The following is a 13,532-nucleotide window of genomic DNA, read 5'->3' as shown; positions in this document are numbered from 1 at the left end:
AAAATTAGATCTTTTGTTAATATTAATTTTAGGGTAACTTAATTTATTAACTTTTGTCAATCCCAAAAACTCTGTAGAGACGTAAGATCTTACGTCTCTACAAAAAGGATTATTTACTTTAATTTTAATTAAAATCTTCATTCAAAAATGATCAATTATTGAAGTTTTAACGGAAAATATTAGGATTAAGTTGTCTCCCACCACCTGAAGAATTATGATTGAGATAAGCACCTGTACCGCCATCATTGGCATCTAAGAAAGGTTTTAAATAAATACCTTGCCCTGAATAGGAAGTATTTCCGCCTAAAGTTTGATTTAAAATAGATAAATTTCCGTTTAAAACTCCGCCAAGGGCGTCATTAAGAGGATTATTACCCTCAGTAAACGTATAAACCCCGCCAGTTTCCTGACCTTGATCAGCCACCGTTAAACTCTCAAAAATATCATCTCTGGTGATTTCCGGATCTTGACCCACTGGCACGGTTAACACAATACGACAAGAGGGATTAGCCTCCGTGGTCACGCATAGAATATCATAACCATTAAGTTGACCTGTGGAAAGCTCAACTAAACCATCAGGGCGATATAATTCTAAACGACTGCTAATGACGTTACAACGTCTTTCGGGACTCCAACCATCGCCCATTTGAGAGGGAATCGCCCAAGGATAAGCTTCTGTGGGTTGACTTTCGGGGTGATACATCACCGTATATTTTCCATCATGGATCTCACAGGTGAAACGGGGATCACTTTCATTACCAACGATCACATCACCATTATCATCACTTTCTTGACCTTGATCTCCTGACTCGATAATCACTTCCGGCTCTTGAGAGGTGGTCTCTTGGTCATTTCCATTGAGATCGGGAAGTTGATTATTTAAGAGGTCTACAATGTCGTCAAAACCGTTGACGTTGGGAACTTGAGCCAAAGCGATCCCCCCTTGAGTTAACATTAGTAAAATCCCTAAAGGTAAACTAATTTTTGTGAGGAAAGAAGTAATTTTTTGAGTTTTATTGGCAAATTTATGGGAAGACATAAGTATTTCATTAATTAAGATGTGGATTAAAAGATTAATTTTTAATGATAAAAGATTTTTTTGATTAATCAATAATATTTAGATTGATTTAACTTTTATCTCCGTAATTTTACGGATGTTTTGACTTTAGTTTGCTTTAATTTAATTCTACGGCCTATAGACGAATCAGGGAGTTTTTATGTTTCCAAAATTTTAAAATTAATTTGTTTTTTCTTAATAGGCCTATGCACGAAAATAATATGTCATAATGACAACATTTTTTGGTAATCTTACAATTAGACTTATGCTGAAATTATTAAATTTAAACATATAACTTATGACCTCTATTAAAGAATTACATCAACAATTAAAAAATAAAGAGCGTAGTGCGGTTGAAATTACGACACAAGCCTTAGAGCATATCAAAAAAATTGAACCAAAAGTTCGTAGTTTTCTCTTGGTGACACAAGAAGAAGCTTTAGCCCAAGCCCAAAAAGTAGATCAAAAAATTGCTAGGGGTGAAGACATTGGGTTACTAGAAGGGATCCCCATCGGTATTAAAGATAATATGTGTACAAAGGGGATCCGCACCACTTGCGCTTCCCGTATTTTGGAAAATTTTGTGCCTACCTATGAGTCTACCGTTACCCAAAAATTAAAAGAGGCCGGCGCCATCATGGTGGGTAAAACCAATATGGATGAGTTTGCAATGGGTAGTTCTACGGAAAATTCCGGTTATCATTTAACTAACAACCCTTGGGATCTCACGAGAGTGCCAGGAGGATCTTCGGGGGGATCGGCGGCCGCTGTGGCTTCGGGTGAATGTGTGGTGGCTTTAGGCTCTGATACGGGAGGATCCATCCGTCAACCGGCCTCTTTATGTGGGGTAGTGGGCTTAAAACCTACCTATGGTTTGGTTTCCCGTTTTGGTTTGGTGGCCTATGCTTCTTCTTTGGATCAAATAGGGCCTTTTGGGCGTACGGTGGAAGATGCGGCCATTTTATTACAGGAGATCGCAGGTTATGATCCCAAGGATTCTACCAGTTTAAATATTAAAATTCCTAATTATTTGCAATCTTTACAACCTAATTTTAATTCTCAACTAAAAATTGGAATTATTCAAGAGACTTTTGGTGAGGGTTTAGCCCCTGAAGTTAAGGAGGCCGTAGAAAAAGCGATCGAGATTTTAGAAAATTTAGGCGCACAAGTACAAGTTATTTCCTGCCCTCGTTTTGGCTATGGTTTACCCGTTTATTACATTATCGCTCCCTCAGAAGCCTCTGCTAATTTAGCCCGTTATGATGGGGTAAAATACGGTATTCGCAATGAATCCGCCGATAACCTCTTAAATATGTACACTAAAACCCGCGCTCAGGGTTTTGGCACAGAGGTTAAACGTAGAATTATGTTAGGAACTTATGCTTTAAGTGCAGGATATTATGATGCTTATTATTTAAAAGCTCAGAAAGTAAGAACCTTAATTAAACAAGATTTTGAATCAGCCTTTGAAAAAGTTGATTTATTAATATGTCCAACTTCTCCCACCACCGCTTTTAAAGCGGGGGAAAAAACCGCCGATCCCTTGAGTATGTATTTATCAGACTTAACCACTATTCCCGTTAATTTAGCGGGTTTACCTGCCATCAGTGTGCCTTGTGGCTTTGATAGTCAAGGTTTACCCATTGGAATGCAATTAATTGGAAATGTGTTAAAAGAAGATTTACTTTTAAACGTAGCTTATGCCTATGAACAGGCTACGCAGTGGCATTCTCGGCGGCCGACTTTATCAATTGAAAATTAGTTAATTAGGTTTAAAATCTCCTCTTTTAAATCGTTAACTTTATTTGCACGACTTATTTAAGACTGCTATAGATATAATTAAATCAATTAAAATTGAGAATTTTCGAGGAGTGACCATGAATCAATTAAAATTGTCCAGTTTATCTATTCTCTTAAGCTTAAGTGCCTTGGGCGGCCTTTCCTTTTCAGCCACCGCCCAAGAAATACCCGTAGAATTAGAAGTTAATCTTAATCAGGAGATTAACACACAAACCTTAGAAATTAATACTATTCAACAACAAGCTACCGGACAACCCACCCCCGGCACAACTTCAACCACTGCGAACTCTTTGATCTCACCGCAAAATCAAGTTGTGGCGCAATCAATGGTAAACTCTTTACCTACACAAATTGCTCAAAATACCACCGATCCAGAAATTATTTTCCGCCACGATTATAGTTATATCGGTTTAGGGGGTAACGTGGGAGTTAAATTAGAGCAAACATCCTTAGGAGAAGCGGCCTTCGTCATTAACAGCAAAATTGCCCTAGCTCAAGAATTATCCCTACGCCCAGCCGTACTTTTCGGCGAAAATGATACGATTTTCGTTGTGCCTATTACCTACGATATTACCCTCAAAGATAAAGACCCTTTTAAAGAAGTTCCCTATGTGCCTTTTATTGGCGGCGGAGCGGTTTTTACCACCAATGACAATGATAATGCAGGTTTTCTGATTACAGGAGGTTTAGATTATCGTTTATCCCGTGATTTTGTGGCTAATATTAGTCTCCATACAGGTTTTATTGAAGATTCTACCGACATGGGGCTAGTCATCGGTGTGGGTTATATTATCCCTCAAAAAGATAGATAATTTTGATCCTCAAGATTAGCTTTTTTTAGAAATGACAAATGACCCGTTATGATCTATAATGGAAAATTGTCAATTTTGGATAGCTCTAGCCATGAATGCAGAAGCAATTATTCGTTCTATTGAACAAGAATACCTGAAAAATGATTTACCTACAATTCATGTAGGAGATACCGTTAAAATCGGCGTCAAAATCAAAGAGGGTGATAAAGAAAGAGTACAGCCCTACGAAGGCACGGTTATCGCTATGCGTAACGGTGGCATCGGTGAAACTATTACCGTGCGTAAAGTTTTCCAAGGGGTAGGTGTGGAAAGAGTTTTCCTTCTTCACTCTCCCCTCGTTGCTAGTATTACCATTGTTCGCCGTGGTAAAGTTCGCCGTGCTAAACTTTATTATCTGCGCGATCGAGTCGGTAAAGCAACACGGATTAAACAGCGTTTTGATCGTTCTTTAAAATAATTATTTGTGCTTGAACATCCGGCGTTGTAAACCCTTTCTTGTCTGAGTTTTAAGTGTGATTCACCTACACCCGACTAAAAAAAAATTAAAAAAGTCTACCCAATTGAAAAAAACTGTGCTATAATGGCAAATGTGTTAAAAAACAGACACAAGCGCTCTTAGTTCAGTTGGTAGAACGTCGGTCTCCAAAACCGGATGTCGGGGGTTCAAGTCCTCCAGGGCGTGTTGGAAAAGTTCTAATTAAATGCCTAAGTCTCAATTCTTATGTTTTAATTTCTTATGTTTTAAGAGTTAAATTTTAAGTTTAAAATTTTAAGTTTAAAATAATAATAATTAAAATAATAATAATTGGCAAAAAGTCTAAATTAGACTCAATCAAGCCCTAAGATGGAACTGGGGATTATTCCCAAAAACCATTGATTTAATCTTAATTAATTACTATTCAATCAGGAGGCAAACTCACTGTGGCAAAAAATACAGTTACCCCCAATCAAAATGTCAAAGAAGATAGCCAAAATGTCAAGGCTATGAACTTTGTTAATGAAACTAAAGAAGAATTAGGTAAGGTAGTTTGGCCTACTAGACAACAGTTGTTTAGTGAGTCGGCGGCCGTTATTTTAATGGTAATTTTAGTTGCTACTATTATTTCTTTAGTGGACAAATTATTTATTTGGGGAGCAGGAAAGGTGTTTTAAACAAAGCGTTTTAATTTATTTATTTTTGAGTAAAAAAATTGGATATTTAAGACGTATTTGAATTTAAACATTAAGGATGTTTAACTAACCATGAGTGATTATTCAGACGATTATAACCAAAGTGAAACTAATGAAACTGGCGAACAAAAAGCTGGTTGGTATGCTGTACAGGTGGCTTCCGGTTGTGAAAAACGGGTTAAAACTAATTTAGAACAGCGGATCCATACCCTTGATGTTGCCGATCGCATCCTTCAAGTCCAAATTCCTCAAATGCCAACTTTAAAAATTCGTAAAGATGGCTCCCATTTAAAAGGCTCGGAAAAAGTCTTTCCGGGATATGTTTTGGTACAGATGCTCATGGATGATGAAGCATGGCAGGTGGTGAAAAATACCCCCCATGTGATTAATTTTGTGGGTGCGGAACAAAAACGTAGCTATGGCAGAGGGAGAGGTCATGTTAAACCTGTGCCTTTGTCCCCTGGAGAAGTAGACCGGATCTTTAGAAAAGCTCAAGAACAGGAGCCGATCGTTAAAATTGATATGGCGGTTGGTGATCAAATTTTAGTGTTAGCTGGGCCTTTTAAAGATTTTGAAGGGGAAGTGATCGAAGTTAGTCCTGAAAGAAGTAAACTTAAGGCTTTACTTTCTATTTTTGGGCGTGATACTCCAGTGGAATTGGAATTTAACCAAGTGGAAAAACAAAATTAAAGGATGAAGTTAGAACGATTAATTAATTGTTTTGGTTCAAAATTTAATTAAAAATCAAAGCTAGAAATAGCACATTAGATTTAGTGTAAATAACAATGAAAAAAGTCGCAGCATTAATTAAATTAGCTCTCCCTGCGGGGAAAGCAAACCCCGCTCCTCCGGTTGGGCCTGCTTTGGGTCAACATGGGGTTAACATTATGCAGTTTTGTAAAGAATATAACGCCAAAACTGCCGATCAAGCTGGAATGATTATTCCGGTGGAAATTTCCGTTTATGAAGACCGTAGTTTTACCTTTATTCTCAAAACTCCTCCGGCTTCTGTTTTAATTCGTAAGGCCGCAGGTATTGAAAGAGGCTCGAATGAACCTAACCGTAAAAATGTTGGTTCGATCTCTGTTAAACAGTTAAGAGAAATTGCTGAAATTAAAATGCCCGATCTCAATGCTAATGATATTGAGGCGGCGATGTTAATTATTGCGGGTACGGCTAAAAATATGGGCGTTGCAATTAATAATTAATTATTAATTATTAATATTAATAAATTAATTTGTTAATTTATCAATGTTCAAATTTTTTTAAGTTTAGCTAATAGCTAAAATTTAATCAATTAATCATAATTATTAGGGGAGAAGTTAAAACTTCGTTAAATACCCAAGGAGATACAAACAAAAATGGCTAAAAAAGTTTCGCGCCGGATGACACAAGCTCTGGCAAAGGTAGAAGAAAGGGCTTATCAGCCTTTAGAAGCTCTTACATTAATGAAAGAAACAGCGACTGCTAAATTTGATGAATCAGCAGAAGCTCATATTCGTTTAGGGATTGATCCTAAGTATACGGATCAACAATTGCGTACCACTGTATCCTTACCTAAAGGCACTGGTTTAACCGTTAGAGTGGCGGTTATTGCCAAAGGGGAGAAAGTCCAAGAAGCTAATAATGCGGGGGCGGATCTAGTTGGCTCTGAAGAAATGATTGATGATATTCAAAAGGGCATGATGGATTTTGATGTGTTGATTGCAACTCCTGATATGATGCCTAAAGTGGCTAAACTGGGGCGTGTTTTAGGGCCTAAAGGTTTAATGCCTTCTCCGAAAGGTGGCACTGTTACCGATGATTTAGTAGGAGCGATCGCCGCCTTTAAAGCAGGTAAACAGGAATTTAGAGCCGATCGTACGGGGATCGTTCACGTTATGTTTGGTAAATGTTCCTTTAGTGCGCAAGACTTATTAGAAAACTTAAAAGCTTTACAGGATACCGTTGAAAGAAATCGTCCGAGTGGAGCTAAAGGGCGTTATTGGCGTTCGATTTTCATTTCTTCTTCGATGGGGCCTTCCATTGAGGTTGATATTAATGCTTTAAGAGATTTGAAAATTAATGAAGGCTAAAACTATTGACAGTTGATAGTTTTCAATGTCAATTTTTGCCCTCATCTTTTGCCCTTCTCCTATCAGAGAAGGGAACATTTTTTCTTAATAACTATTTTTCATAACCTTGTAACATTTCAGGCTTAAATCTTTGTAAAATATAAGTGGCCTGATTTCTGGTGTTAATATCGGAAGTTTTTACTGCAACTAAATATTTTCCTTGATTTAAACTATTTCGGTAAGGTAAAGCTCCCTCACTGCCCACCGATAGGCCGACTCCGCCACCGACAAAAACACTGCCCATTGCACCGCCGATCGCACCACATAAACCGCCAATAATATGATTGCCCGGATCTCCTGCCCAAATAAAAGTATCTAAGCCTGTAATTAAATCAAAAACATAGCCACCGATAAAACCAAAGGGTATTAACCAAATAGCCATGCGGGTCGCCCCTTTTTTCGCTTGTTGAGAGGGATCTAAAAAACCAAATTCATCGGCAGTTTGAAAACCTTTACCAATAATACTTAGTTGAGAGGTAGAAATTCCTGATTTTTCTAGGGCTGTGTAAGCTTCTTCGGCTTCAATTCGATCTTTGACAACGGCAATTAAATAATTCATAAATAATCTTTTTTTGTTTAATCTTGATTAAGTGTTAGTTGTACTATATCAGAAGATTAGCTTGATCGAAAAAGATTTTAGCTATTAGCTATCAGGAATTATTGGTTATTAATTAGTAGAAATAACCTGATCTAATTCGGCGGATCTTAATAATTGTTCCCATGCTTGTTCTACTTCTTGATTATGAGGTTCTAAGCGGCGTAATGTAAGTAAAGAATTTAAGGTATCACTCCATAAGGGATAGGGATCGGCGTTAGCATAAATCACAATTTGTTCTTCTAAATTAGCAGTTTGTAAACGATTTTCTAAGCTAAAAGATAGGGGGACTCTTTCAATGATACTTTCTGCTTTAACGTCATCTAAACGATAAATTTGATCGCAAATTAAAGAAATTTCCCAAGGATATTCTTGATTAATTGTTAAGGGTGCAAGGGCGATCCCTTCGGGTAAAGAAAGACTCATAATTTGCCCTTGTTGAGACTGTTGTTCTGATTGTTGTAAACTAGATTCAACGGTATAAAGTTCTCGATAATTTTGATCATAAAGAGTAAATTTAATGCGAGAAGCTTTGTTAGGAGGAACATACCAAGCAAATGAAGGATAGGCATTAGTTGTATAATTAATATTATTAGGAGGAACTAATAAGATTAAAGGTTGATCAGAAGTTAAACAACTGGAAGTTCCTCTTGTGCCTCCGGCTTCCGTGTTATCAGGTGTCCCGATCCCCTCTGGGGCGCGAAAATTCCAATTTGAAGGTAATTGTTCAGCTAAAGATTGATTCTGAATTTGATTGTCTGAATTATTAGTTTCTTGTGCTAAAGTAAGATTAGCAAAATTTAAACTGATTAAATTAAAACCACAAGTTAAGAAACTAATTAAAGCCAAAGATTTGAAATTTAATTTAGAAGATTGAATTAACATAAAATTAATTAGTTATCAATAAATGAGTTAATAAATTATAAAAATTAAAGGTCAACAGGGAAACAAATTTTTGATTCCCTAGTCTTAAGATCAAATCCGTTTAACAATAGTTCCTCTGATTAATGATCTTCTAAAAATTCAACGGAAATTTTAATTTTTCCTGTTTTCCAGCCCTGTTGACTAAATTGTAAAACTTCGCAACTAATACCTTCTAAAATTTCCTGTGACTTTTCGGGTTCTTCACAAGTTTTCTGGGCGATCGCATTTTTTACATCTTTAACTAAACAGGTAGGAGGTAAAGAAAGATATTTTCTGATCCCATCGTTATTAAAAGTAATAACTTCATTATCTTGTAAGATTTCAAAATTGGCAGTCATAATTTAAGATTTTCTCCTATTAAATAATTAGTATTTGTTATTAGTTATTGGTTATTGGTTATGGTATTTTCAGTTAAAATTTGACGATCTGTGACACAGCTATCTTGCCTGTGAAAAGTCGAATAACCAACAACCAATAACAATTAATATTTTCTTTCTTTAGGTTCAAAACGATTAATGACAACGGGCATATATTCAATTTTAATCCCATCTTCATTATAATAAGCTAAGGTATGATTTAAAAATTTTTGATCATCCCTTTGGGGATAGTCTTCCCTTGAATGTGCGCCCCTGCTTTCTTTTCTGTTTAAAGCAGAAGTTAGGATCATTTCTCCCACCATGATTAAACTTTCTAATTCCAGAGCCTCTATAAGCTCAGTATTAAAACAGCTATCTTTATCATCTACATAAATATTCTGAGCCTGTTGTTTTAACTGTTCTATTTTCTCTAAACCTTCTAACATTATATTTTCAAGCCTAAATACCCCACAATGTTCGCTCATACAGTCTTGAAAATCTTGTCTAACTGGATTAATTCTTAAATTGCCTTCTTTTTTTAATAAATTATTAATTCTAGTTTGTGCTTTATTTTGATAATATTCTGGATTAAACTGGGGAAATGGACGACCTAACACATAATCAGCGATCGCCTTACCCGTCACCCTTCCATATACCACACATTCTAGTAAAGAATTACTACCCAGACGATTCGCCCCATGTACGGAGACACAGGCACATTCACCAGCCGCAAAAAACCCTTCCACTACTTCTTGAGCATTTTTGCGGACTTGCCCCTTAGTTGTAACGGGTATCCCCCCCATGGAATAATGGGCTGTCGGGCGTACAGGCATGGGCTGAGTTACCGCATCAACACCCACTAAACGATGTGCCTCCTCCCAACAAAACGGCACACGGCTCATAATTTTTTCCTTGCCCATGTGGGTTAAGTCAAGATGGACATAAACCCCACCGGCCGAGCCGTCTAGGTTAATACCACGGCCAGCCCTTATTTCTAAGGTGATGGCACGGGAAGTAATATCACGGGGGGCTAACTCCATCTGGTTGGGGGCATATCTAGCCATAAAGCGTTCCCCCTCACTATTACGCAAATAAGCCCCTTCACCCCGCACTGCCTCAGAGATCAACACGCCAACGGGATATAAGCCCGTGGGATGAAACTGCACAAACTCCATATCTTCAAGGGGTAAACCTGCCCTTGCACACATGGCCAAACCGTCACCAGTGGAAGCATAGTCGTTAGAAGTGGTGTTAAAAACCCGTCCATAACCGCCCGTAGCGAACATTACAGCCTTAGCCTGTACCACTGTTAAACTTAAATCTCGAATATTGTACATAACAACGCCTTTAGCCTCATTATTTTCGAGAATTAAATCCATTACATACCATTCATCATAAATTTTAACTCCGTTTCGGCGTAAATTATTAACTAATTCATGTAAAATTGCATGGCCAGTTTTATCGGCGGCGTAACAAGTGCGTTTGTGGGAATGACCACCAAAAGCCCTTTGAGCGATTCTTCCATCTTCTAACCGTGAAAATAACACTCCTAAATGCTCTAATTCGATAATCACGTCTGGGGCTTCTTTTGTGAGGATTTCCACCGCATCCTGATCCGCTAAATAATCTGAGCCTTTCACCGTATCAAAGGCGTGTGCTTCCCAACTATCGTCTGGATCAACATTATTTAAACTAGCGGCGATGCCACCTTGGGCGGCCACGGAGTGCGATCGAATGGGGTGAGTTTTGGCCACTAGCCCCACATCAATATAGGGATTTTTCTTTTTAATGGCTAGGGCGGCCTGACATCCGGCTAAACCTCCGCCCACAATGATGACATCATGTTGTAGCATTTTGGTTATTGGTTATTAAACTTTATTAATTAAATATAAAATAATTGCCCCAAACCCTAAAGGGTAGGGCTATATAAACAAAGCCTGTCTGCACAGGCTGAAATGAAGTCTGCGCCGGCAGACTTTGTTTTTGTAGCATAAGGCTTTAGCCTTAATGATACCTTTTTTAAAAGATATAAATAAAATAATCAAAAAATCTTAACTTAAAATTGCTAAAAGTTTTTCTTCATTAGCACGAAAACCTGTTAAAACTGCCTGACCATTTTTAACAAATAAAGGCCGTTTTAATAGCATAGCATCTTTAGTAAAAGCTGTAATCCAATCTTGATCAGTCCAATTATTTTTGATTTCTCCTAACTCTCGATAGGATTTTCCTGAAGTATTCCGCAACGGCTTATTACCTAAATTTTCTACCCATTTACTAATCATTTCAACGCTAGGTTGATCTATTTTTGTATTAATAAATTCATATTTAATTTGATGATCTTCTAACCATTGTAAAGCTTTTTTACAAGTGCTACAATTAGGGATTCCATATACTTGAATCGTCATAAATTTAATTTAATTGATTAATAGTTTTTTCAGTTTTAAATTATAACTTAATTTTCCCCCCACAGAAACAACAAAACCCTATCTTCTCACAGCGATCGCGCCATTTTGTCCCCCAAAGCCAAAACTCAAACATAAAGCCTGTTTTACCTTTTTTGATTCTGGTTTGAACGCAAAATTAAGAGGATAATCAGGATTAGTCAATCCCACACAAGGAGGTACAATTTGAGTATTTAGAGTTTTCAGTGTTAGGGCTAATCCTAAAGCACCTGAAGCCCCTAAAGTGTGACCTGTTGCACCTTTTGTTGAGCTAATTGTCACCCCATCAGGAAATAAAGATTGAATTAAATTGGCTTCCATTTGATCGTTAAGCAGGGTACTTGTGCCATGAGGATGAATAAATTGAATTTGATTCTTTGATAATTTACTCATGTTTAAGCAATTTAAAATTGCTTTTTTAGCACTATTTCCAGAAATTGAAGGAGAGCTAATATGAGTTGCATCACAAGATAAACCGAAACCGAGGATTTCACCGTATATTTTGACTCCCCTTTTCTGAGCTAATTGTTTTGTTTCTAATAAAAAAACCGCTCCTCCTTCCCCTAACACTAAGCCTTCTCGCTTTTGATCAAAGGGATAACAACCCGTTTGAGCCAATGCTCCTATCTTTTTAAAGGCCGCCACTGTTAAGGGTGTGATGGGGCTTTCTACCGCACCAACTAACACTTGTTCACATTCTCCCATTTTAATCAATTCAAAGCCCCGCGCGATCGCAACTATTCCCGTAGCACAGGCGGCCATGGGAGCTAAAACTATGTTTTGAGAGCCTACAATTTGATTCGCAATAATAGCACATTGATTAGGTAAATTGTTGAGATAAGGGGTAGAAATTTGGCTGGTAAAATTGGTAATTTGATGGGTAATTAAATCTTCTAAAATATATTGAAACCCACGACTAGAGCCAATTATAACCCCACAATTAACTAAAGGGGGAGTCAGTTGGGCATCTTTTAAAGTAGATTTCACTATTTTTATAATTAATTGTTCTAAATTAGTAGGAATTAAATCAAGATTAGCTACGGGAAAAGGGTCTAATTCTGGAAAAGGTTGTTTAATTTTAATAGCTGTTTTTCCCTTTAATATACTTTCCCATGTTTCATTTAAGTTACCTAAAGCAGAAATTAAACTAATTCCTGTTACTACTACCTCTGTATTAACTGACATTAATTTTGAAAATTTAAGTTTGATGTAATTAAGTATTTTTCCTGTGTCATTCACATTTGTTCTGTGTCAAAAATTTATTTTTTAACAATTGAAATGGGATATTAGCTATTATTATTTGTTGCATTTTCTAATCTTTTTTGACGTAAAAAATTGATCATTTTTCTATCATCACCTTTGATATGTTCGATCAACCAATTAGTTAGAAATCGAGATAATTTGATGGTTAGTTGAGTAGGATTTGTATTATCTCTTTGTTCGCTAAATTCAGCAACTTTTTTCCTTAACATTTGATGTTTTTCGTGATGTTCTAAATATGCAGGATAATTATATTTTAACATATATTGTTCTTCAGTTTCAAAGTGAATAGTTGTATAATTACCCAAAATTCTAAGGGTTTTTTCTAATAAATCAGCCCCTTTTCCTGTTAACATCGCACTATTGAGAGCATTAATGGCATAAAATAAAGTTTTGTGTTGATCATCAACTAAAGTAAAACCCGTTTCATATTCAGGTTGCCAATGGGCAATTTTAATACCTTTATTTTTAACTTTTGAAGTAGAATGATTTGGGGAACTGGGGCTTATAACTTGATTATGGCAACAATAATCAATCATTTTCTTATCTTCATTTTTAATATGATTAATTAACCAATCCATTAAAAAGTGAGACAATTTAATTGTTTTTTGGGATAGTTCCATGCCATCATTATCATAATCAAAATTCCAAACTTTTTCTCTTAAAATTTCATGTTTTTTGTGATGTTCTTCCCAATGGGGATAATTATGATTAATCATAAATTCTTCTTCAGTTTGGAAATGAATATCAGTATAATCCTTGAGAGTTTCGAGCGTTTTTTCTAATAAACTTTCCCCTTGACCTTCTAACATCACACCATAGAGAGAATTAATAATACTAAATAAACTTTTATGTTGTTCATCTATTAATACATCTCCAGTTTCATATTCTTTCCTCCATTGAGCAATCATAATATTCATATCAAAATACACTCCTAATTTTATTATTTTATCTCTATGATAACTTATATCGTTTACAAAAAGTTTACAATAAAGTTGACACG

15 protein-coding genes and 1 tRNA gene are annotated in these 13,532 nt (G+C 36.4%); 8 read left to right on the top strand and 8 right to left on the bottom strand.

What is annotated here, in order from left to right:
* Positions 1 to 166: 166 nt before the first annotated feature.
* Positions 167 to 1,039, bottom strand: a complete 873-nt coding sequence (locus Anndu_RS04860; RefSeq protein WP_464103291.1) for a COP23 domain-containing protein — start codon at positions 1,037 to 1,039, stop codon at positions 167 to 169.
* 316 nt (positions 1,040 to 1,355) lie between these two features.
* On the opposite strand from Anndu_RS04860, the gene gatA reads away from it, so the two are divergent.
* The 8 genes from gatA to rplA all read left to right on the top strand — a co-directional run bounded on the left by gatA (position 1,356) and on the right by rplA (position 6,914).
* A complete protein-coding gene (gatA, locus tag Anndu_RS04855; protein WP_464103290.1) occupies positions 1,356 to 2,819 on the top strand; it encodes an Asp-tRNA(Asn)/Glu-tRNA(Gln) amidotransferase subunit GatA in 1,464 nt (487 codons plus the stop codon).
* A 115-nt stretch (positions 2,820 to 2,934) separates the two neighbouring features.
* Positions 2,935 to 3,669, top strand: coding sequence for a hypothetical protein (locus Anndu_RS04850; RefSeq protein WP_464103289.1), 735 nt, complete (start codon positions 2,935 to 2,937; stop codon positions 3,667 to 3,669).
* A gap of 91 nt (positions 3,670 to 3,760) precedes the next feature.
* Positions 3,761 to 4,126: a 50S ribosomal protein L19 gene (rplS, locus tag Anndu_RS04845; protein ID WP_464104034.1), complete on the top strand. Its 366-nt coding sequence runs from the start codon at positions 3,761 to 3,763 to the stop codon at positions 4,124 to 4,126.
* A 152-nt stretch (positions 4,127 to 4,278) separates the two neighbouring features.
* Positions 4,279 to 4,351, top strand: a tRNA-Trp gene (locus tag Anndu_RS04840).
* A 302-nt stretch (positions 4,352 to 4,653) separates the two neighbouring features.
* On the top strand, positions 4,654 to 4,821 hold the full coding sequence (gene secE, locus Anndu_RS04835) for a preprotein translocase subunit SecE (protein ID WP_464104033.1): 168 nt from the start codon (positions 4,654 to 4,656) through the stop codon (positions 4,819 to 4,821).
* A gap of 90 nt (positions 4,822 to 4,911) precedes the next feature.
* On the top strand, positions 4,912 to 5,529 hold the full coding sequence (nusG, locus tag Anndu_RS04830) for a transcription termination/antitermination protein NusG (protein ID WP_464103288.1): 618 nt from the start codon (positions 4,912 to 4,914) through the stop codon (positions 5,527 to 5,529).
* Positions 5,530 to 5,624: 95 nt separating this feature from the next.
* Positions 5,625 to 6,047, top strand: coding sequence for a 50S ribosomal protein L11 (gene rplK / locus Anndu_RS04825; protein ID WP_464103287.1), 423 nt, complete (start codon positions 5,625 to 5,627; stop codon positions 6,045 to 6,047).
* A 153-nt stretch (positions 6,048 to 6,200) separates the two neighbouring features.
* The gene (gene rplA, locus Anndu_RS04820; RefSeq protein ID WP_464103286.1) at positions 6,201 to 6,914 is read left to right on the top strand and encodes a 50S ribosomal protein L1; all 714 of its coding nucleotides are present in this window, start codon (positions 6,201 to 6,203) and stop codon (positions 6,912 to 6,914) included.
* A gap of 91 nt (positions 6,915 to 7,005) precedes the next feature.
* On the opposite strand, the gene Anndu_RS04815 is transcribed toward rplA, so the two are convergent.
* The 7 genes from Anndu_RS04815 to Anndu_RS04785 all read right to left on the bottom strand — a co-directional run bounded on the left by Anndu_RS04815 (position 7,006) and on the right by Anndu_RS04785 (position 13,449).
* Positions 7,006 to 7,512: a hypothetical protein gene (locus tag Anndu_RS04815; protein ID WP_464103285.1), complete on the bottom strand. Its 507-nt coding sequence runs from the start codon at positions 7,510 to 7,512 to the stop codon at positions 7,006 to 7,008.
* A gap of 108 nt (positions 7,513 to 7,620) precedes the next feature.
* Complete coding sequence (locus Anndu_RS04810; RefSeq protein ID WP_464103284.1) at positions 7,621 to 8,433, bottom strand: DUF928 domain-containing protein; 813 nt, start codon at positions 8,431 to 8,433, stop codon at positions 7,621 to 7,623.
* A gap of 119 nt (positions 8,434 to 8,552) precedes the next feature.
* The gene (locus Anndu_RS04805) at positions 8,553 to 8,810 is read right to left on the bottom strand and encodes a KGK domain-containing protein (protein ID WP_464103283.1); all 258 of its coding nucleotides are present in this window, start codon (positions 8,808 to 8,810) and stop codon (positions 8,553 to 8,555) included.
* A 143-nt stretch (positions 8,811 to 8,953) separates the two neighbouring features.
* Complete coding sequence (locus tag Anndu_RS04800) at positions 8,954 to 10,681, bottom strand: succinate dehydrogenase/fumarate reductase flavoprotein subunit (RefSeq protein WP_464103282.1); 1,728 nt, start codon at positions 10,679 to 10,681, stop codon at positions 8,954 to 8,956.
* A 198-nt stretch (positions 10,682 to 10,879) separates the two neighbouring features.
* On the bottom strand, positions 10,880 to 11,233 hold the full coding sequence (locus Anndu_RS04795; protein ID WP_464103281.1) for an arsenate reductase family protein: 354 nt from the start codon (positions 11,231 to 11,233) through the stop codon (positions 10,880 to 10,882).
* 78 nt (positions 11,234 to 11,311) lie between these two features.
* Positions 11,312 to 12,454 carry a beta-ketoacyl-ACP synthase gene (locus Anndu_RS04790; protein ID WP_464103280.1) on the bottom strand — a complete coding sequence of 381 codons (1,143 nt, stop codon included), beginning with the start codon at positions 12,452 to 12,454 and terminating at the stop codon, positions 11,312 to 11,314.
* 101 nt (positions 12,455 to 12,555) lie between these two features.
* Positions 12,556 to 13,449 carry a bacteriohemerythrin gene (locus tag Anndu_RS04785; protein WP_464103279.1) on the bottom strand — a complete coding sequence of 298 codons (894 nt, stop codon included), beginning with the start codon at positions 13,447 to 13,449 and terminating at the stop codon, positions 12,556 to 12,558.
* Positions 13,450 to 13,532: the final 83 nt, after the last annotated feature.

This window comes from Annamia dubia NIES-4383, from assembly GCF_055394725.1.
Note: the sequence above shows the minus strand (reverse complement) of the source record. Positions and strands in the feature narration are given on the sequence as shown.

Coding starts and splice junctions, on each gene's coding strand:
- gatA (WP_464103290.1), top strand. CDS start 1,356: ATGACCTCTATTAAAGAATTACATCAACAATTAAAAAATAAAGAGCGT.
- Anndu_RS04790 (WP_464103280.1), bottom strand. CDS start 12,454: ATGTCAGTTAATACAGAGGTAGTAGTAACAGGAATTAGTTTAATTTCT.
- rplA (WP_464103286.1), top strand. CDS start 6,201: ATGGCTAAAAAAGTTTCGCGCCGGATGACACAAGCTCTGGCAAAGGTA.
- rplS (WP_464104034.1), top strand. CDS start 3,761: ATGAATGCAGAAGCAATTATTCGTTCTATTGAACAAGAATACCTGAAA.
- Anndu_RS04850 (WP_464103289.1), top strand. CDS start 2,935: ATGAATCAATTAAAATTGTCCAGTTTATCTATTCTCTTAAGCTTAAGT.
- Anndu_RS04805 (WP_464103283.1), bottom strand. CDS start 8,810: ATGACTGCCAATTTTGAAATCTTACAAGATAATGAAGTTATTACTTTT.
- Anndu_RS04815 (WP_464103285.1), bottom strand. CDS start 7,512: ATGAATTATTTAATTGCCGTTGTCAAAGATCGAATTGAAGCCGAAGAA.
- Anndu_RS04795 (WP_464103281.1), bottom strand. CDS start 11,233: ATGACGATTCAAGTATATGGAATCCCTAATTGTAGCACTTGTAAAAAA.
- nusG (WP_464103288.1), top strand. CDS start 4,912: ATGAGTGATTATTCAGACGATTATAACCAAAGTGAAACTAATGAAACT.
- Anndu_RS04785 (WP_464103279.1), bottom strand. CDS start 13,449: ATGAATATTATGATTGCTCAATGGAGGAAAGAATATGAAACTGGAGAT.
- Anndu_RS04860 (WP_464103291.1), bottom strand. CDS start 1,039: ATGTCTTCCCATAAATTTGCCAATAAAACTCAAAAAATTACTTCTTTC.
- Anndu_RS04810 (WP_464103284.1), bottom strand. CDS start 8,433: ATGTTAATTCAATCTTCTAAATTAAATTTCAAATCTTTGGCTTTAATT.
- rplK (WP_464103287.1), top strand. CDS start 5,625: ATGAAAAAAGTCGCAGCATTAATTAAATTAGCTCTCCCTGCGGGGAAA.
- secE (WP_464104033.1), top strand. CDS start 4,654: ATGAACTTTGTTAATGAAACTAAAGAAGAATTAGGTAAGGTAGTTTGG.
- Anndu_RS04800 (WP_464103282.1), bottom strand. CDS start 10,681: ATGCTACAACATGATGTCATCATTGTGGGCGGAGGTTTAGCCGGATGT.